The organism is Bacillota bacterium (assembly GCA_024653485.1).
GTDB lineage: Bacteria > Bacillota > SHA-98 > UBA4971 > UBA4971 > UBA6256.
In genome coordinates, this window is the sequence record JANLFY010000002.1 from 153,534 (window position 1) to 170,982 (window position 17,449).

At 61.7% G+C, this 17,449-nt stretch carries 15 protein-coding genes; all 15 read left to right on the forward strand.

The annotated features are described in order from the left end of the window. Window positions 1-46: 46 nt before the first annotated feature. The 15 genes from NUW12_02205 to NUW12_02275 all read left to right on the forward strand — a co-directional run bounded on the left by NUW12_02205 (window position 47) and on the right by NUW12_02275 (window position 17,255). Window positions 47-850 carry an ATP-binding cassette domain-containing protein gene (locus NUW12_02205; protein MCR4401587.1) on the forward strand — a complete coding sequence of 268 codons (804 nt, stop codon included), beginning with the start codon at window positions 47-49 and terminating at the stop codon, window positions 848-850. 41 nt (window positions 851-891) lie between these two features. After that, window positions 892-1,581 (forward strand): ATP-binding cassette domain-containing protein, encoded by a 690-nt coding sequence (locus tag NUW12_02210; GenBank protein MCR4401588.1) that lies wholly within the window; start codon window positions 892-894, stop codon window positions 1,579-1,581. A gap of 51 nt (window positions 1,582-1,632) precedes the next feature. Then, on the forward strand, window positions 1,633-2,697 hold the full coding sequence (locus NUW12_02215; protein ID MCR4401589.1) for a branched-chain amino acid ABC transporter permease: 1,065 nt from the start codon (window positions 1,633-1,635) through the stop codon (window positions 2,695-2,697). Beyond that, a complete protein-coding gene (locus tag NUW12_02220; protein ID MCR4401590.1) occupies window positions 2,694-3,527 on the forward strand; it encodes a branched-chain amino acid ABC transporter permease in 834 nt (277 codons plus the stop codon). Before NUW12_02215 ends, NUW12_02220 begins: the two co-directional genes overlap by 4 nt. Window positions 3,528-3,775: 248 nt before the next feature. Further along, window positions 3,776-4,909, forward strand: coding sequence for a sugar ABC transporter substrate-binding protein (locus tag NUW12_02225; protein MCR4401591.1), 1,134 nt, complete (start codon window positions 3,776-3,778; stop codon window positions 4,907-4,909). 227 nt (window positions 4,910-5,136) lie between these two features. Beyond that, window positions 5,137-6,630: a sugar ABC transporter ATP-binding protein gene (locus NUW12_02230; protein ID MCR4401592.1), complete on the forward strand. Its 1,494-nt coding sequence runs from the start codon at window positions 5,137-5,139 to the stop codon at window positions 6,628-6,630. A gap of 3 nt (window positions 6,631-6,633) precedes the next feature. Further along, complete coding sequence (locus NUW12_02235) at window positions 6,634-7,704, forward strand: ABC transporter permease (protein MCR4401593.1); 1,071 nt, start codon at window positions 6,634-6,636, stop codon at window positions 7,702-7,704. A gap of 334 nt (window positions 7,705-8,038) precedes the next feature. After that, the gene (gene eda / locus NUW12_02240; protein ID MCR4401594.1) at window positions 8,039-8,656 is read left to right on the forward strand and encodes a bifunctional 4-hydroxy-2-oxoglutarate aldolase/2-dehydro-3-deoxy-phosphogluconate aldolase; all 618 of its coding nucleotides are present in this window, start codon (window positions 8,039-8,041) and stop codon (window positions 8,654-8,656) included. 375 nt (window positions 8,657-9,031) lie between these two features. Continuing rightward, window positions 9,032-10,141, forward strand: coding sequence for a LacI family transcriptional regulator (locus NUW12_02245; protein MCR4401595.1), 1,110 nt, complete (start codon window positions 9,032-9,034; stop codon window positions 10,139-10,141). 175 nt (window positions 10,142-10,316) lie between these two features. Further along, window positions 10,317-11,498 carry an alcohol dehydrogenase catalytic domain-containing protein gene (locus NUW12_02250; protein ID MCR4401596.1) on the forward strand — a complete coding sequence of 394 codons (1,182 nt, stop codon included), beginning with the start codon at window positions 10,317-10,319 and terminating at the stop codon, window positions 11,496-11,498. 192 nt (window positions 11,499-11,690) lie between these two features. Continuing rightward, the gene (locus NUW12_02255) at window positions 11,691-12,719 is read left to right on the forward strand and encodes a zinc-dependent alcohol dehydrogenase family protein (GenBank protein ID MCR4401597.1); all 1,029 of its coding nucleotides are present in this window, start codon (window positions 11,691-11,693) and stop codon (window positions 12,717-12,719) included. Window positions 12,720-12,870: 151 nt separating this feature from the next. Beyond that, window positions 12,871-13,842, forward strand: a complete 972-nt coding sequence (locus tag NUW12_02260; GenBank protein ID MCR4401598.1) for a creatininase family protein — start codon at window positions 12,871-12,873, stop codon at window positions 13,840-13,842. A 127-nt stretch (window positions 13,843-13,969) separates the two neighbouring features. Beyond that, entirely contained in the window at window positions 13,970-14,812 is an 843-nt protein-coding gene (locus NUW12_02265; protein MCR4401599.1) for a sugar phosphate isomerase/epimerase, read from the forward strand. A 67-nt stretch (window positions 14,813-14,879) separates the two neighbouring features. Then, window positions 14,880-15,929, forward strand: a complete 1,050-nt coding sequence (locus NUW12_02270) for a hypothetical protein (GenBank protein ID MCR4401600.1) — start codon at window positions 14,880-14,882, stop codon at window positions 15,927-15,929. 120 nt (window positions 15,930-16,049) lie between these two features. After that, window positions 16,050-17,255: a 6-phosphofructokinase gene (locus NUW12_02275; protein ID MCR4401601.1), complete on the forward strand. Its 1,206-nt coding sequence runs from the start codon at window positions 16,050-16,052 to the stop codon at window positions 17,253-17,255. The last annotated feature ends 194 nt before the right edge of the window (window positions 17,256-17,449 follow it).

Here is a 17,449-nt window from a genome sequence, read left to right on the forward strand (position 1 = left end):
AAGCTCGCGCACCGAGCACAGCCCGGCGGGGAAGAGGGGCGATCGCGTGGCAAACGTTTTGACGACTGATGGGCTGAGCAAGCGTTTCGGAGGGCTTGTGGCTGTCAACGGCTTGGATTTTCACGCCGAAGACAGGGAGACGGTGGGGATCATCGGACCGAACGGCTCCGGCAAGACCACCTTCTTCAACCTCCTCACCGGGATGTTCAGACCGAGCGCGGGTCGGATCACGTTCATGAATAGGGACGTCACCGGGGCGCGGCCGGAACAGAGGGTGTCAGCTGGCATGGTGAGGACTTTCCAGCTGGTATCGGTGTTCAACTCCCTTCGTGTCTGGGAGAACTTGGTCCTCAGTGTGACGCGGTTCGGTGGGGCCCGCTGTTCTCCAGGGAGGTTCATGACGTCGCCCGCGGATGATGACGCGATCCGAAGACGCTGCGATGACGCCCTGAGGCTTGTGGGACTACATGAGAAGTCAGACTACATGACTTCAGAGCTATCCTATGGAGACAAAAGGCTCCTGGAAATCGCGATCGCCCTCTCTCTCCGACCGAGGTTGCTTCTTCTTGATGAGCCGTTGTCGGGGCTTGGCGACGTTGAGATAGTCGATGTGTTGAACCTGCTCCGCAAGGTCAAGAGCGAAGTGACCATGGTCATTATAGAGCACAAGGTGTCAACGGTGATCGACTTGGTGGACCGGCTCTGCGTCATGAATGAAGGGAGAATCGTGTCCGAGGGCGAGCCCCTCAAGGTGCTCCGCGATCCAGCCGTGCAGAAGTGCTATTGGGGGAAGACGGACACACCTGAGTCTGCAGCCCGCGAGGCGCCTGCGAGTGTAGTCGAGAGTTGACACTGCAGGCGTGCCTTACGACGAAGGAGGTGACGCACCAAATGCTAGAGATCGCGGGGATTGACGCAGCGTACGGTCACGCCGTGGTGCTTCACGACGTTTCGCTCGACCTGGAAGAGGGGCAGATGGCGTTCGTGATCGGCAGAAATGGCGCCGGTAAGACGACTCTTCTCAGGACGATCATGGGTCTTCTCAAGCCCCGGAAGGGTTCCATCCGCTATTTGGGCAGCGACGTGACAGGAGCCCTTCCCGAGGACCTCTATCGGAAGGGATTTCGGTACGTTCCCCAAGACAAGAGGGTCTTCGGCGACCTTACGGTCAGAGAGAACATCGAGATCGCTGCTTACTCCAGCCGCGAGCCTCTGCGGCTTGCCCTGGACAAAGTGATGAGCATCTATCCGAAGTTGGAGAAGTTCCTGGATATGAAGGCGGGCAAGTTGAGCGGCGGACAAAGGCAGATCCTCCTCGTGGGACAGGCTTTGGTCGGTGACCCGAAGCTGCTTCTGATCGACGAACCGACGCAGGGACTGGCGGCCGTGGTGGTGGACGACATCGCGAGGATTCTGACCGGCTTGAGGGGAAGGGTCTCCGCCATAGTCGTGGAGCAGAACCTTCCTCTGATGCGTCGGCTGGCGGACAAGGTCTTCGCCCTGAAAGAAGGCAAGATTTCCATGGCCCTGAGTGGCGAGGCGGACATAGCTGGCACGCAATCGTTCGACCAGTTCATGTAGGACGAGACGTCCACATCCACAGAGGATTGCTCGGCAATGGGGGAGTCATCCTTGAGACCTGCAAAGAAGGAGACAGTGAACGGGCGTGCCTTCCCAAGCACGGGCGGTGTTGCCGGGAAACCTGCGGGGCGACAGGCGGAAAGGCCGGGCAGCCGGGATGTGCTCGAATTCCTGATCATTGGCGGCTGCTTCGTCGCGCTCGCTCCTCTCTTGCGCGCGCACCGAGTCACGGACTTTATGATCTTTTGTATCTTCACCCTGTCCTTCGACCTGTTGTACGGATACATGGGTAGACTCTCTTTCGGACACCTGCTCTTCCTTGGCGCAGGTGCGTACGGTGCCGGGCTTTTCCTCAGGCACGTCACCTCGAATCCTCTTCTTGCAATACTCCTGGGGATGAGCGTTGCGTGCCTGCTCGCAATGATCGTGGGACTCGTCACGGTGCGCGCCACGGGGGCGTGCTTCGCCCTCATCAACCTTGCCTTCAACCAGACCGGCTGGTTCCTCGTGATGTCCCCACTACGGAAGGTGACAGGCGGCCAGGACGGGTTCGGGGTCGAAGCGGCGCGTCTCGGCTGGATCGATTTCGGCGACGCAGCCTTCCGGTTCTGGTTCGTCCTTGTGATTTTGCTCTTGATGTTCTTCCTGCTCAAGCGGCTTATGAGGTCTCCATACGGAATCTTGGTGCGTTCGATCAAGGAAGACGAAACGCGTGTGAGGTTCCTCGGATACAACACCTACCTATACAAGTGGATCACTTTCGTGATCTCCGCGTCCGTGGCTGGCCTTTCCGGCGCCTTGACCGCCCTGAACTATGGCTATGTGAACCCGAACACGATGGACGTGCACAAGAACGTCGGCGCCGTGTTCGCATGTCTCATAGGCGGCGCGGGCCATCTATACGGAGCGCTCGTGGGCGGCGTCGTCTACATGATCATCAGCAACTTCCTGCCCGTATACATCCGACGGTGGGAGATGTTTCTGGGAGCGGCATTGCTGGTTGTGGTGTTCCGGTTCAGAAGGGGGATCTGGGGGAGCCTAGAACCATGTCTGTCACGGGCAGCCGCCGGTGGAAGACTTCGCACCCCTCCCGATAAGGGGGCCCTTGTGAAATGATCTACACGCTCATGTATGGGTTGACGATCGGCGCAATACTGTACTTCATTTCCGTCGGCCTTTCTCTCACGTTCGGCACCATGAGGGTGACGAACTTCGCCCACACGATCACCTACACCATAGGCGTGTACCTTCTCATTGCCCTCGTTCAGCAGGCGAAGGTGTCGTACCTCTGGGCGGCGGTGCTCTCGGTTCTTGCGGTCGTGCCGCTGGGTTACTTGATCGAGCGCTTCATCATCCGCCGGCTCTACGGGGAATCGCTGGACTATACGTTCATCGCGACCTTCGCCGTCTCGCTCATAGGTGTGGACGTGGTCAAGTGGATGTGGGGTGTCCAGCCCAAGGCGCTCGGGGATCCGATAAGGAAATACGTAGATCTGGTCGGTTTTCCCTTTCCGGTATACCGCCTCCTCATCGTGATCATCGCGATCTTGCTGTTCTTGGCCTTACAGATCTTGATGAAGAGAACGATGGTCGGCAAGATCATCCTCGCGGCGCTCGAAGATCGGGAGAGAGTACGTTGCCTAGGCATAAAGCTTGATAAGTACTTCTCGTTTGCCTTCATCTTGGGCAGCGCGTTGGCGGCGCTCGGAGGAGTGCTGTATGCCCCGCTCACCTCGGTCCACCCGTACATGGGGACCACGATCTTGCTGCTGTGCTTCGCCGTAGTGATAGTAGGCGGTATGGGTAACCTCAAGGGGACGTTTCTAGCCGCATTCGCTCTCGGAATGGTCATAGCCGTCACGGCACGGTACTGGCCTCCTGGCGCGGAGACCATGGTTTTCGTGGTCATGGCGATCGTTCTGATGTTGCGCCCCATCGATGTGTGACCCTCTCGGGAGGAACGGAGGCGAAACGAGAGCGCTGGAAGCACGGTGAAAAACCTCGATGGCGGCGTATGGCCTTGGGATCACAGCCAAGTGACGAAAGGGGGGGTGAGGGAAGAACGCGTTGGAAACACGGGAGGACATAAGGCTTGAGCAGGATGGAACGACGCACTGCGCTCCTTTGTTGGTCGGAAGAAGTCAGCTTGTCGAGAAGGATCCCAGACAACAGAGGATAAAGGGGGAGTCAGGAAATGTCACGCCTGAAGAAGATTGTGTGGCTCCTGGTAACGGTTCTGCTCGGGTCTCTCGTGTTTGCGTGGGCGGCTCCTGCAGCGGAGCTTCCGAAGAAGATCGTGGTTGGCTGGACGCCACCCGACATAACCGGCGTGTTCAAGACGGCCACGGATTACTTCGAGAAGGCCGCTGCGGACGCAAGGAAACATGGAATCAACGTGGAAATCATCGCACAAGCTCCCGCAAGCCACACTGCATTCGCCGACCAAGTATCCATCATCGAAGACTTCATCCAGAGACGTGTCAACGTGATCGCCATCTCGCCGATAGAAGTGGAGGTCATCAAGCCGGCTGTCAAGGAAGCGAACAAAGCCGGGATACCCGTGATAATCGTGAACCTCCTCGAACCTATTGAAGGAATAGACGTGGCGTCATACATAGGATTCGATAACACGGTGGCCGGCATGATATCCGGATACGCCGTTCTGGACTACTTCGGCGGCCCAGGGGTCTTGGGAACCGGGAGAAAGGTAGACGTAAAGCCCGGCACCTATCTCGATCTGAAGTGGTGGCAGGATCTGTACGCGACGGTCACAGCCCAGGAGAAGGCCGCTATACAGGCTCGCGGCGCTATAATCGAGGGCATAGCGGGAGGCTTCTTCTCGGTCGCGAGGCTAAAGGGCTTCCACAGCGTAGTGGACGCGTATCCTGGGATCAAGATCGTGGGAACGCTTCCCGCCGATTGGAACCGCGAGAAGGGAATACGGGCTGCTGAGGACTTCCTGTCCTCCAATCCGCCAGGGACCCTGAATTTCATATGGGCCGCTTCCAACGAAATGGGCCTCGGCGCGATGCTGGCGGTCGAGGCGGCGGGCAGACAGAAGGAGGTCAAAGTCTTCACCAACGACGGCACTCCGGAGTCTGTCGACAGAATCCGCGAGGAGAGGCTCATCGCTGAGACCTGGCACGGCTTCCCCGAGTGGGGCTGGTACGGAACGAAATTCGCCGTGATGCTCGCGCTTGGCCAGGAAGTGCCGAAGATATTCGACATCAGGCCCAGAACCGAGTACAAGAACAACGCGGATGACTTCTATCCCGTTCCCAAGCTAGAGCCGATCGACTGGGAGGCCATCAAGGCGAAGGCCAAGTAAGGCGAGGCGCCGGCGGTCTCCGGTTGCCAGCCTCCGGCTGCCGGGAGGCTCGTGACAGGGAGCGACGCCCTCAGACGCGGGTGACGACTTGCATGGCGTGGCAGCGCTCAAGCGTGGGAGGAGGGTTTGTCAGCGGATGCACAGCCGCCTTCCCACGCTTGAGATTGCGGAATCCGTCTTCATCTCGCCCTCGAGTGCTTGAGGAGGTCCAGAGGAGGGACCAGGACATGGCCCAGGTTCCTATCTTGGAGATGGAAGGCATCACAAAGGAGTTTCCGGGCGTGAGGGCGCTCGATCGCGTGGATTTCCAATTGTTTCAAGGGGAGGTCCACGCCTTGCTGGGCGAAAACGGCGCCGGAAAATCCACGATGGTCAAGATTCTGAGCGGGTCTCTCAACAAGGACTCGGGGCGGGTCATCCTCCGAGGGAGGGAAGTGGAAATCGGGAGCCCTTCCCGCGCTCGGACCCTCGGGATCGGCATGGTGTACCAGGAGCTCAGCCTCGTCTCGAGCTTGAGTGTGGCCGAGAACATATTCCTGGGGAGATGGCCGCGGCAAAGGTCGGGGACGATAGACTGGAAGCGGCTCCACGCGATGACCCGAACGGAGCTGGGGAAGCTCGGGCTCGACGTAGACCCCAGAATCAGGGTGGGTCTTCTGAGCGTAGCTGAACAGCAGCTCGTGGAGATAGCGAAAGTGGTTTCCCAGAACGTGTACATCCTGCTGCTCGACGAGCCCACCTCGGCCTTGTCGGACAGGGAAAGGGAGCGGTTGTTCAACCTAATAAGGTCTCTGAAGAGCGATGGCATGTCCATCATCTACATCTCCCACAGGCTTGCCGAGGTCTTGGAGATCGCGGATAGGATAACGGTTCTGAGGGACGGGCGCAAGGTGGGGACCGTTTCCGTGGACGAAGCTCCGGAGGACCGTCTCGTGACGATGATGGTGGGACGGAGCCTTAGCGAGCAGTTTCCGAAGACGGCAGTCCCTGTCGGCGCGCCGGTCCTCGAGGTCAAGGGCATGACAGTCGCCGGGGCTCTACGCGGTCTGAGCTTTGAGGTCAGGCGCGGAGAGATCGTGGGCGTATTCGGCCTGATGGGCTCGGGAAGGACCACGCTTGCGCGCGCGCTGTTCGGCCTCGAGCGGGTCGAGTCTGGCGAAGTATACATAGACGGCTCGAGAGCGAGGATAGGTTCTCCGATGGACGCCATTCGCCTGGGCATCGGGTACCTCACCGAAGACAGGAGGCAGGGGCTGGTGCCATGCATGTCCATCCCCCCCAACGTCACTCTGTCCAGCCTGAGGGATTTCTCCCGATTCTCGTTCCTGAAGCGGAGGCTCGAGGAAGAGACCGCGGAGCGGTTCGTCAGGGACCTGAGAATACGAACCCCAAGTCTCAAGCAAAAGGTGGCGCGCCTGAGCGGCGGAAACCAGCAGAAGGTAGTGTTGTCGAAATGGATGTGCAGGAAATCCAAGCTCATCATATTCGACGAACCTACGAGGGGTATAGACGTCGCTGCCAAGGCGGAAGTGTTCCAGTTCATGAACGGATTGGCGCAGCAGGGCATAGGTGTTCTGATGATTTCCTCCGAGCTGCCCGAGCTGCTCGGCATGTGTGACAGGATCTTGGTGATGCGGGGAGGCAAGTTCGTGGCCGAGTTCCAGGCGTCTTGCGCCACGCAAGAGCAGTTGCTCAAGACGGCCAGCGGAATAGGGGGATGAACGTTGAAGGATGTTAGATCGAGAAGCTCAGCCACGGGGTTCACATCGTCCGACGCCGCCGTCTCGGACGCGAAGGCGGCATCGAGACGGGTCCTTCGCGGCACGCTCGGCGCCAGCTTGCTCCGGGGTGGGCCGATTATCGCGTTGTTGCTCCTTTCTGCGTACCTCTCGTTTGCCAGCCCTTACTTCCTTACGGCGAACAACCTGGTGAACGTGGCTCGCCAGGTCTCGATCAACGTCATTCTGGCAGTCGGGCAGACGATGGTGATCATCTCGGGAGGAATAGATCTGTCCGTGGGCGCGTTGCTTGCCCTCTCGGCCTCGTTCGGAGCCGTGGCCATGACGTACTGGGGCCTGAACATGTGGGTTGGCATCGTTCTGGCGTTGCTCGTGGGGACCACGGCCGGCCTCGTCAACGGCGTCATCATAACCCGGGGCAAGATACCGGACTTCATCGCCACACTCGGCATGCTCTCCACCGCAAGAGGGGTAGCTCTCATCCTGACGGGAGGCCTGCCCGTGCCTTCCCACCTCACCGCCACCACTCTCAAAGCGTACTTGCCTGCGCGACTCATATGGATAGGAAGCGGCGACGTACTCGGCGTACCAGTCCCGGCTTTGGTCGCTCTCATAATCGCCGTGATCGGTTGGGCGATAACGACGCGCACAGTCTTGGGCAGGTCAGCCTACGCCATAGGGGGAAATAGAGAGGCGGCTAGGGTATCGGGCATCAATATAGAGGTGACCAAGATCTGCATATACGGAATCATGGGGGCGATGGCTGCCGTGGCGGGCCTGGTGCTGACAGGTCGCCTCAATTCCGCCAACGCCCTCATGGCTGAAGGGGCGGAGCTACAGTCAATCGCCGCGGTCGTGATCGGGGGCACCAACCTCTTCGGAGGCGAGGGCACGATCGTAGGCACGGTCATAGGCGCCGTGATCATGGGAATCCTCGCAAACGGCCTGAACCTCCTCAACGTATCTGCGTTCTGGCAGCGGGTAGTCATGGGGATGGTTATCGTGTCCGTTGTCGTGTTCGACCAGTGGAGGAGGAGGGCCTTCGAGACTTACTGATGGAACGGCGAGACGTCAGGCTTGCCTGGAGACCGTGTTCGGTGCGCGTGTGAGGGGGTCGGGTGACCCTTTTGGGGCCGTGCCTATGGGCGCCTATGGGCGCGCCGTGGAAGCGGTCGGACGAGACGGCGGGTAGGGTGGCACTGGGGTCCGGGGCAGGTTTGGTCCTGGACAGGCTTGGTTAGTCCGCATATGATCCGCACGTGTTCCGCGGGCGGCGCGCTTCGGCGGCAAGGCGCGCCGGTTGTAGTGCCGGATGACACGGACGGGTGCCGAAGATGCAGCCGCACTGGAGGGAATTGCGGTGACAGAGAAAGAGCGAAATCTCCAACTGATGATCCAAACGGGCGTGGTGGCAGTCATACGGGCGCAGAGCGCGGAGTCGCTCATGGACGTGGTGGCGGCGCTGCGCCGGGGAGGGCTCAGGGCGGTCGAGATCACGATGACCACCCCCGACGCGATAGACGTGATACGCCAGACGAGCAGGAAGTTCGGTGACGACGTGCTCGTTGGAGTGGGCTCGGTCCTCGACCCCGAAACCGCGAGGCTCGCGATTCTCGCAGGGGCTCAGTTCGTGGTCGGTCCCGTCCTGAACAAGGACGTGATAGCCACGTGCAGGCGATACAGCAAGGTGGCAGTGCCCGGTGCCTTCACGCCCACCGAGATCCTCGCGGCCTGGGAGGCGGGGGCGGACGTTGTGAAAGTGTTCCCAGCCACCAAACTCGGACCCGCGTACCTCAAGGATGTCAAGGGACCCCTTCCGCAGGTGCTCCTCACTCCGACGGGAGGGATAGACCTCAGCAATGCTGGGGAGTTCATCAAGGCCGGGGCGTGCTTCCTCGGGGTCGGGACCGCGATGGTGGACAAGAGCCTTGTGGCCGAAGGGAGATGGGATGAACTCGCCGAGAGGGCGAGACTGTTCCTGGACGCCGTGGCGCAAGCGCGCGTCTGACGCCCGCCTGCCATGGTCCGCTTTTCCTATCAAGCACTGTGAGGTGGTTACAAGCTAGCTGGTACCGCTCCCATCGCCGTTCCCATCGTCTTGATACTTGTTAGCGCTTCCGGCGCTGACAACGATCCCCTCACTATCAACTTCTCAAGAGCATCATCTTCGGCGGGCGCGCCCGCCAAGCCTTTAGTTTGCTTGCGCCGCGGTTCCATTCCCTGCTCCCCGGCTTTTCCACTAGAGACTCGCCTGCGGGTTGTCACGGGACAGAGATTTCTTCCGGAGTAAGGAGGAGTCCGGCCGAGCCTGCCGAATAATGGAGCGTGGGACCGGTCCCGGTCCGGTCCCGCTTGAGCACGAAGGGTCGCACGAGGCCCTTGAATGAGGTGGATTGGCTTGGGCCCAACAATTCGTGACGTCGCCAGGGTGGCCGGCGTGTCCAAATCGACCGTGTCACGCGTCTTGAACGCCGACCCCAACGTCGCCGAAGAGACCAGGTGCGCGGTGTTCGCGGCGATAAAGGAGATAGGTTACACGCGCAACGCGCTCGCGCGGGGACTGAATACGCGGAGAACGGGCACGATCGGCCTCATCATGTCGGACATTACCAACCCGTTCCACGCAGAGGTGGCGCGAGGTGTGGAGGACCTCGCCTCGGACTTCGACAGCAACGTCATCTTGTGCAATACCGACGGCAGGCCGAAGAAGGAGGCCGCCTACATAGACCTCCTCGTAGAGAAGAGGGTCGACGGGATCATCTTCACGTCCGTCAAAGCGGGCGAAAGCGATATGAGCAATCTGCGTTCGAAACGGATCCCCTTCGTGTTCGCCGGCCGCACACTGCCTGATGTAGAGGCAGACAGCGTGGTCGTGGACAATGTGCTCGGGGGGTTCCAGGCCGCGACCCATCTTGTAAGGCTCGGCCACCAGAGAGTAGCTTACCTGGCGGGTCCCTCCCACGTATCCGCCAGCGCAGACAGGTACGAAGGGTACTGCCAAGCACTCCGCCGGGCAGGCGTGGAGCTCGACCCGCAGCTCGTCGTGGAAGGGGATTTCAAGCAAGAGGGCGGGTACCGTGCGATGAGCACGCTCTTGGACCGCGCACCTGGTGTCACGGCCGTGTTCGCCGCCAACGACTACATGGCCATGGGCGCGCTCGAGGCGATCTACGAGCGTGGCTTCAGGGTGCCCGAAGACATCGCCGTGGTGGGATTCGACGACATCCCGTTCGCCCGTCTTCATCTCGTGCAGCTTACTACGGTCGCCCAGCCCAAGTATGATATCGGCGCGATAGCCGCGCGCATGCTGTTCGAACGCATCGAGGGGAAGGTCGGCGACGAGCAGCAACCGCGCCGTGTGGTCCTCCCTCCGCGCTTGGTGGTGCGCAGGACGTGCGGAGAGTATCACCGCCGCGAAGGCGCGGGGGAGACGGGCGGACAGTCTCGCTCCGGTGAGCTTTCGCCGGGTGAGGCGCAGACCGCGACGACGTAGGCCGCGGTCGCAGCTTGCCGGCGGGGTCGCCGGGCTCGGGCGATGGGATGGGCAAGGATGAGACCGGCGAGGGGAGGCGTGTGTTGGACATCTCAAGGAGGCGTTCCCAGCTCTTTCGGTGGTCTTGGGAGGATTGCACGAATTCGACGAGGCGTTGACAAGGAGGCATGAAGAGATGAAAGCGGTGGTTCTGTCCTGTGATTGGCAGCCTAGGCCAGGTTTCAAGCTCGGGGCGAAGGACATCGACGGAAAGCTGACATACTTGGGGAGCAAGGTGTGGCGGAACCCCAGACTTCAAGTCGTGGAGAAGGACGTCCCGAAGCCTGGCCCCACCGAGGTCTTGGTGAAGGTGAAGGCCTGCGGTATCTGCGGAAGCGACGTCCACATGGCTCAGGCGGATGAAGAGGGCTACATTTTCTATCCGGGTCTCACCGCGTTCCCGTGTACGCTGGGGCACGAGTTCTCCGGCGTGGTGGTCGAGGCGGGGAAGAACGCCATAAACAAGCGGACGCGCAAACCCTTCGAGCCCGGCGAGGCGGTCTGCTCCGAGGAGATGCTCTGGTGTGGTTCGTGCCGCCCGTGCGCTGACGGGTATCCAAACCAGTGCGAGGCCCTTCAAGAGCTCGGGTTCAGCTGCGACGGAGCGTTCGCTGAGTACATCACGGTGGATGCGAGGTACGTTTGGAGCATCGAGGAGCTGAGAGAGAGGTACGCCGGCGACGACGTATTCGTGGCGGGGGCCCTTGTAGAGCCCACATCTGTGGCGTATACGGCCGTCATCGACGTCACGGGCGGGATCCGGCCCGGCGACAACGTCGTGATATGCGGGGGCGGGCCCATCGGACTCGCGGCTGTGGCGATAATGAAGCGCGCGGGCGCGGCTAGGGTCATACTTTCGGAGCCGTCGAAGCGCCGCGCGGAGCTAGGTAAGAAGATGGGCGCAGACTACGTAATCAACCCTGTCGAGCAGGACTTCACCGAAGCGGTGCTGGAGCTCACCCGTGGCATGGGCGCGAACCTTTACCTCGAGGCCACAGGCCTTCCGGCCGCCGTATGGCCAGGCATCGAGCAGGCGATATGGGAAGGGAAGACGATAGAGGCCACGGTGTCCATCGTAGCGCGCGCTGACGCCAAGATCCCGGTGACCGGAGAGGTCTTCCAGGTGAGGCGGGCGCGCATAGTAGGATCCCAGGGTCATTCGGGTCATGGGACGTTCCCGAGGGTCATAAGCTCGATCGCGTCGGGCATGGATGTCCTGCCGCTCGTTACCAAGAGGATCTCCATGGACGAGGTGCCGGAGAACATCATAAGGCTTCAGACGGATAGGAGCGAATGCAAGATAACCGCTCTCATCTAGCTCTCGTCTGGCCGGCCTGGCTCCGCGGTCCTCGCGGCACGTCTTTGCGGCGCGTCCTCGTGCCGGTCCAGAGGAGGCGAGGAGGCGCCACATGACGCTGGGAGTGCGGACGGTCCGTGGCGGGCAGTACGTGGCGGGCGATCGGGGCGGACGGTCGCACCAACCGAGACTTGGGGTTCGGGAGGGTTTTCGATGGAGGACAAGACCATGCTGGCAGCGGTCTTCGAAGGCGACGGCAAGCTCGCCGTCAGAGAGGTTCCAGTGCCGACGATTCGCAAGGATGACGAGGTCCTTCTCAGAGTCGACGCGGCGAGCATCTGCGGCACCGACGTGCACATCCTGGAGGTTCCGCCGGGCCACCCGGCCACGCCCGGCTCCATCCTCGGCCACGAATACGTTGGGACCGTCCTCGAGGTGGGCACGGGAGTCGCGGGCTTGCGCGAAGGCGACAGGGTCGTGGTCGATCCCAACCTCACGTGCGGCAGGTGCCGCTATTGCCGCATGGGAATGCCTAACATGTGTGAGAACATGACCACGCTCGGAATCTTCATGGATGGCGGGTTCGCCACTTACAACGTAGCGCCCGCGCAGGCCCTCCACAAGATCTCGAAAGCCGTTCCGCCCGACGCGGCGGTGTTTGCGGAGCCCCTCTCTTGCGTGGTCAACGGCACCGAGAAAGTGCGGCTGCACCCTGGCGAGTCTGTGGTGGTGCTTGGAGCGGGGCCGATCGGGCTTCTGTTCATACAGGTATTCCGGGCTGCTGGCGCGGGCAGGATCATCGTTTCCGAAGTGGCTGAGGTGAGAGCTGAGGCTGCCAAGAGAAGCGGCGCCGACCTCGTAATAGATCCGCGCAGCACCGACGTCAAGGCGAGGGTAATGGCCGAGACAGGTATCGGCGCGGACGTCGTGGTGGATGCCGTGGGCGCTCTGCTGCCGGCGGCGCTGGATCTCGTGAGGCGCGGAGGCAAGGTGCTCCTCTTTGGGATGAACCAGTCTGTGGCGCCCCCGGTGGCCCAGTACTACATCACTCGCCACGAGGTCGCCGTGCTCGGCACCTACATAGCGAAGTACACGTTCCCGCCCGCCATCAAAGTCCTCGAGAGCGGGGCCATCAATACTGACGCCCTCATAACGCATCGGGTGGGCGTCGCCAACATAATCGAGGGCTTCGAGGCGATGAGGTCCGGGAAGGCCGTGAAGGTAGTCGTTACGCCCGATTAGAGAGGCTGTCCCGGAGCCCGCAACAACAGGAAAGGCAGGCGGACGAGCGGCGCGAGTCTCTGCTCTCGCCAGTCTCCGCTCTGAGCTTGCTTGGGCCCGGGGTGAGGGCCCAGGTGAGCGTGGGCAATTTGCGAAGGAAGGAGCGTCTCATATGGGCAAATGGGAACTGCCTCCGAAGAAGGGGCACATGGACGAACCGTCGGGTGTGTACCTGCAGAACATGACGATGAGCCAGATCCAGGAGCGTCTGAAGAAAGACGACATCCTCATCGTTCCCGTGGGATCCACTGAAAACCACGGGCCCAACGCGTGCATCGGCGAGGATACCTTCCTCGTGACGAGGATGGCCGAGGCCGTCGCTCTCAGGACCGGCTGCACCGTGGCTCAGCCGGTCTGGTATGGTTCCCACCCGTTCCACCACATGGGTATGCCCGGCACCGTGATAGTGCCAGAGGAGATATTCTGTGGCCTCCTCAAGTCGATGATGGCCGGGTTCTGGAACATGGGGTTCCGCAAGATGATACTCCTCAACGGGCACGGCCAAGAGTACGTCATCCCCACGGCGATACACCAGTTCGGGAAGACGTACCAGGTGCCGGCGGTCATAATCAACGTCAACTGGTACCACGCCGTGCAGGACCATTTCAGGCTGAAAGGACAGGGCGGCGTGTACGAGACTCCTTTCATCCACGCGGACGAGGTGGAGACGTCATGGAGCCTCGCGCTCTTCCCCGAGCTCATGGATCAATCGAAGGCGGTGGACACGACGCCCAGGGGCTACCTGCCCGAAGGGCACGTGGACAAGGCGGGCAACCTGCTTCACAGGCCGATAGCCTGGTACGGGCACATAGGGTGCGGCCCCGCGGAGTACGCAGCCACGCCCGAAGGGTGCGTAGGCAAGTCCACTCTCGCCGACCCGGAGAAGGCGAAGCCGGGCGTCGAAGCCTTCCTCGACTATATGGTGAAGCTGCACGATGACATCCTCAAGGCGTTCCCACCCGGGAAACTCCCGCCCATCGAGGAGATGAGCCAGCGGCGCCGCGAGGACATCGAATCCGTCCTGAAAGGACCTCTTGCGCCGGGCGGGCGGAGCATCTACTCCCTGGTGTATCCGCCGGCGTGAGCGTTGCGAAGAGCGGCGCCGCAAGCGACACGGGTGGTGGGCCGCGTGGCCTAGGGGCAAGCGGCCCTCCGGTCTTGGGCCGTCGTGGCCGCGCGAACTACCGATGAACGACCGAGGTGACGTCGGAATGAAGCTGAGCATCGTGGTGAACGCGACGCCGAAGGCTACGCCGCTCGCCGCCGACATTCCGCTGGACGAGGCGCTAGGCCTGGCGGCAGAGGTGGGGTTCAGTGGCGTCGAGCTGGCGATAGGAGATCCCAAGAGCCTCGACGTCGCGTCACTGAAGCGTCTTCTCGCCGCCCACAGCCTGGAGGTCCCGGCGATCGGGACGGGGGCCGCATACGCCGAGGGATTCAGCCTGTCCCACCCGGACGCCGCACGGCGCGAGGGCGCCGTGTCCAGGCTGAAAGCCCACGTGGATCTGGCGGAGCAGCTTGGCGCGCTTGTGATAGTGGGGCTCATCCGCGGCCGCGCCCGCGACGGCCTTGGCGAGGAGCGTGCCACGGAGTGCGCATTGTCGGGGATGCGGGAGGTGGCCGAGTACGCCGAAGTAAGAGGTGTGAGGCTGCTCCTAGAGCCCATGAACCGTTTCGAGACGGACATCTGGAACACCGTTGAGGACGCGCTCGCGGTGGCTCGGGCCTCCGGCGAAAATGTGGGCCTGCTCGTGGACACTTTCCACATGAACATCGAGGAACCGTCGATCACGCGCTCGCTTCGAGAAGCGGCACCCAGGATCTGGCACGTCCACGTCGCGGACAGCAACCGCTGGGCACCGGGTTACGGACATCTGGACTTCCGCGAGATCGTGGGCACGCTGCGCGAAACGGGTTACGAAAGCTACCTTTCCGCGGAAATCCTGCACAAGCCGGACATCCGCTCGGCGTATGCCCGAACTCGCGAGCACCTGGCGCCGCTCCTATGGACCCCGGGACCCGCCGCTGGGTGGGCGACGCCAGGTAATCGGTAGGTGCCCGGGAGGAGGGCGGGCGAGCGGTCGTCGGCATCAGAGTCAGGGAGCATGGGAGGTGCAATGGATGTCTGGGAGGTTTGGATACTCCATCGAAGGTTACGAGTTTCGGGCGCAGGACTTCTTGCCTGCGAGGGTCTGCGACGACATCGTTGACGTTAGGGTGAATGAGCCTGGGCTTGTAAGAGAGATAGCACAGAGCCGCAAGAGACGGCGCACGCTCACGCGCGATGGCAAGTTGACGATCCTGGCGACCGACCATCCCGCGCGCATGGTGACGAAGGTCGGCGATGACCCTGTGGCGATCGGCGACCGGTACGGCCTGCTTTCGCGCCTAGCCAGGGTGCTGACCGACCCCAGATTCGATGGGGTGATGGCAACGCCAGACATAATCGAGGAACTGCTCATCCTCGACTACCTCGTGCAGGAGGCGGGGGGACCCTCCTTCCTGGATGAAAAGGTCATCCTCGGGTGCATGAACCGAGGCGGGCTCGCGGGAGTCGTGTTCGAGATGGATGACACGATGACCGCCTACACCGCGGATTCCATCGCCGAAATGGGGCTCGACGGCGCGAAGATAATGTTCAGGTTGGATCCGGAGAACCCGGATTCCGGCAAGACGATCATGTATTGCGTGGAAGCCATCAACGAGCTGGTAGACTTGGGGATCCCGGTGTTCCTCGAGGCCCTTTTCATGCGGAGGGCCGACGGGAAACTCAAGACCCTCAAAGAGGCGGAAGCTCTCATCAAGATAGTGGGCGTCGCGGCGGGGCTCGGGAAGTCCAGCGCGTACACGTGGCTGAAGATCCCCTACTGCGAAGGATATGACAAAGTCGCAAGGGCCACGACTTGTCCCATACTCATGTTGGGTGGCGAGTCGACGGGCGATCCCACAGGCATACTCGAGGAGTTCGCCGCGGGAATGCGCGCTGGGGCCACGGTCAGGGGCGCGCTCGTGGGAAGGAACGTGACGTTTCCCGGCAAGGACGATCCAAGGGCCGTGGCTGTGGCTGTGAGCGAGATAGTCCACAGGGGGCTGGACGCGGAGGCAGCCACGCGTGTGCTCATGGAGACGCGCGGAAAGGACATGGACGCGATAACCCGCTACTTCAGCTGAGTGGTGCGACCGGCTGACAGGCTCGCGGCTCGCTCGCTGTTCGGCACAGGGCCCGCCAGGGGTGAGCCCGCCCGGGCCAGGGCGCAGCGGTCAGCGGTTTGAAACGGGAGGATGATTGGCATGCCGCTGAAGGGCAATGCAGTTGTCGGACAATCCGGCGGGCCGACCGCGGTGATAAACGCGAGTCTAGCGGGCGTGATCGAGGAGGCTCTGGAACACGCTGAGATTCAGGGCGTGTACGGTGGGGTGCACGGCGTTCTGGGGATGCTCAGGGAGGACTTCATCGATCTCGGCAAGCAGGATCCCTCCGTTATCCGGAGGCTCAGAGCAACACCTTCCGCGGCCCTAGGATCGTGCCGCCACAAAGTGTCCCCGGAGGATTGCGCGAGGCTTGTGGAGATCTTCAAGAAGTACGATATCCGCTACTTCTTCTACATCGGCGGGAACGATTCCGCCGACACCTCCAACAAGGTGAGCAAGGCGGCCAAAGAGGCAGGCTATGAGCTTGCCGTTGTGGCGGTTCCCAAGACGATAGACAACGACCTCGCGGTGACGGACCACTCTCCGGGCTACGGGAGCGTCGCGCGATGGGTCGCGACCGCGGTCAGGGATGCCGGGCTGGATACCGAAGCGATCGGGGTCGTGGACAACGTCAAGGTGATCGAGGTCATGGGCAGGAACGCGGGTTGGATCACCGCTGCCACCGTGCTTGCGAGGGACCACGAAGACGCGGCTCCGCACCTCGTCTACCTGCCGGAACGGCCGTTCAACCCCGAGAAATTCCTCGCGGACGTGAAGGCCGTGTACGACAGGCTCGGGCACTGTGTGGTGACGGTGTGCGAAGGGCTGAAAGACGAGGCAGGGAGGTACGTCACGGCCTCATCGCGGTCCATCGACACGGACAAGTTCGGCCACAAGCAGCTCGGCGGGGTCGGAGAGTTCCTCTGCGACCTCGTGGCGACGAACCTCAAGATCAAGGCGAGGTGTGACAAGCCCGGGACGATCCAGAGGGTATCTGCTGCGCTGGCCTCGCCGGTGGACGTCGCGGAAGCCTATGAGGTCGGCCGATACGCCGTGAGGTGCGCGATCCAGGGGGTGCTGGACAAGATGGTGGTCATTACGCGGAAGCCTGGACCCACGTATGAGGTGGATTTCGGGACCTGCGACTTGGCCATCGTCGCAAACGCAGAGAAGCACGTGCCGAGCGAGTTCATAAGCGAAGCAGGTAACGACGTTACCGAGGCGTTCATCGAGTACGCGTTGCCTCTCATCGGCGGGCCTCTCGAGCCGTACGCGAGGCTGAAGCGTGTTGCAGTGAGGGCTTGAAGACCGGGGGTGTCCCGAAGTTGCACGGCGGGATGCGTCGTGGAAGCCAAACGGGGCCGCTACCTGGACGGGCATCGCAAGCGATGAGTAGCGGAGCAAGACACTCAAGATATTGGACTAGAGCAAGTTCCGAAGACTAGAGCAACTTCCGACAACCGAATTACAACGGACGGACAGGCAGGAAGCACCCTTGG

Coding starts and splice junctions, on each gene's coding strand:
- NUW12_02260 (MCR4401598.1), top strand. CDS start 12,871: ATGGGCAAATGGGAACTGCCTCCGAAGAAGGGGCACATGGACGAACCG.
- NUW12_02250 (MCR4401596.1), top strand. CDS start 10,317: ATGAAAGCGGTGGTTCTGTCCTGTGATTGGCAGCCTAGGCCAGGTTTC.
- eda (MCR4401594.1), top strand. CDS start 8,039: ATGATCCAAACGGGCGTGGTGGCAGTCATACGGGCGCAGAGCGCGGAG.
- NUW12_02210 (MCR4401588.1), top strand. CDS start 892: ATGCTAGAGATCGCGGGGATTGACGCAGCGTACGGTCACGCCGTGGTG.
- NUW12_02220 (MCR4401590.1), top strand. CDS start 2,694: ATGATCTACACGCTCATGTATGGGTTGACGATCGGCGCAATACTGTAC.
- NUW12_02225 (MCR4401591.1), top strand. CDS start 3,776: ATGTCACGCCTGAAGAAGATTGTGTGGCTCCTGGTAACGGTTCTGCTC.
- NUW12_02270 (MCR4401600.1), top strand. CDS start 14,880: ATGTCTGGGAGGTTTGGATACTCCATCGAAGGTTACGAGTTTCGGGCG.
- NUW12_02265 (MCR4401599.1), top strand. CDS start 13,970: ATGAAGCTGAGCATCGTGGTGAACGCGACGCCGAAGGCTACGCCGCTC.
- NUW12_02275 (MCR4401601.1), top strand. CDS start 16,050: ATGCCGCTGAAGGGCAATGCAGTTGTCGGACAATCCGGCGGGCCGACC.
- NUW12_02245 (MCR4401595.1), top strand. CDS start 9,032: ATGAGGTGGATTGGCTTGGGCCCAACAATTCGTGACGTCGCCAGGGTG.
- NUW12_02255 (MCR4401597.1), top strand. CDS start 11,691: ATGGAGGACAAGACCATGCTGGCAGCGGTCTTCGAAGGCGACGGCAAG.
- NUW12_02230 (MCR4401592.1), top strand. CDS start 5,137: ATGGCCCAGGTTCCTATCTTGGAGATGGAAGGCATCACAAAGGAGTTT.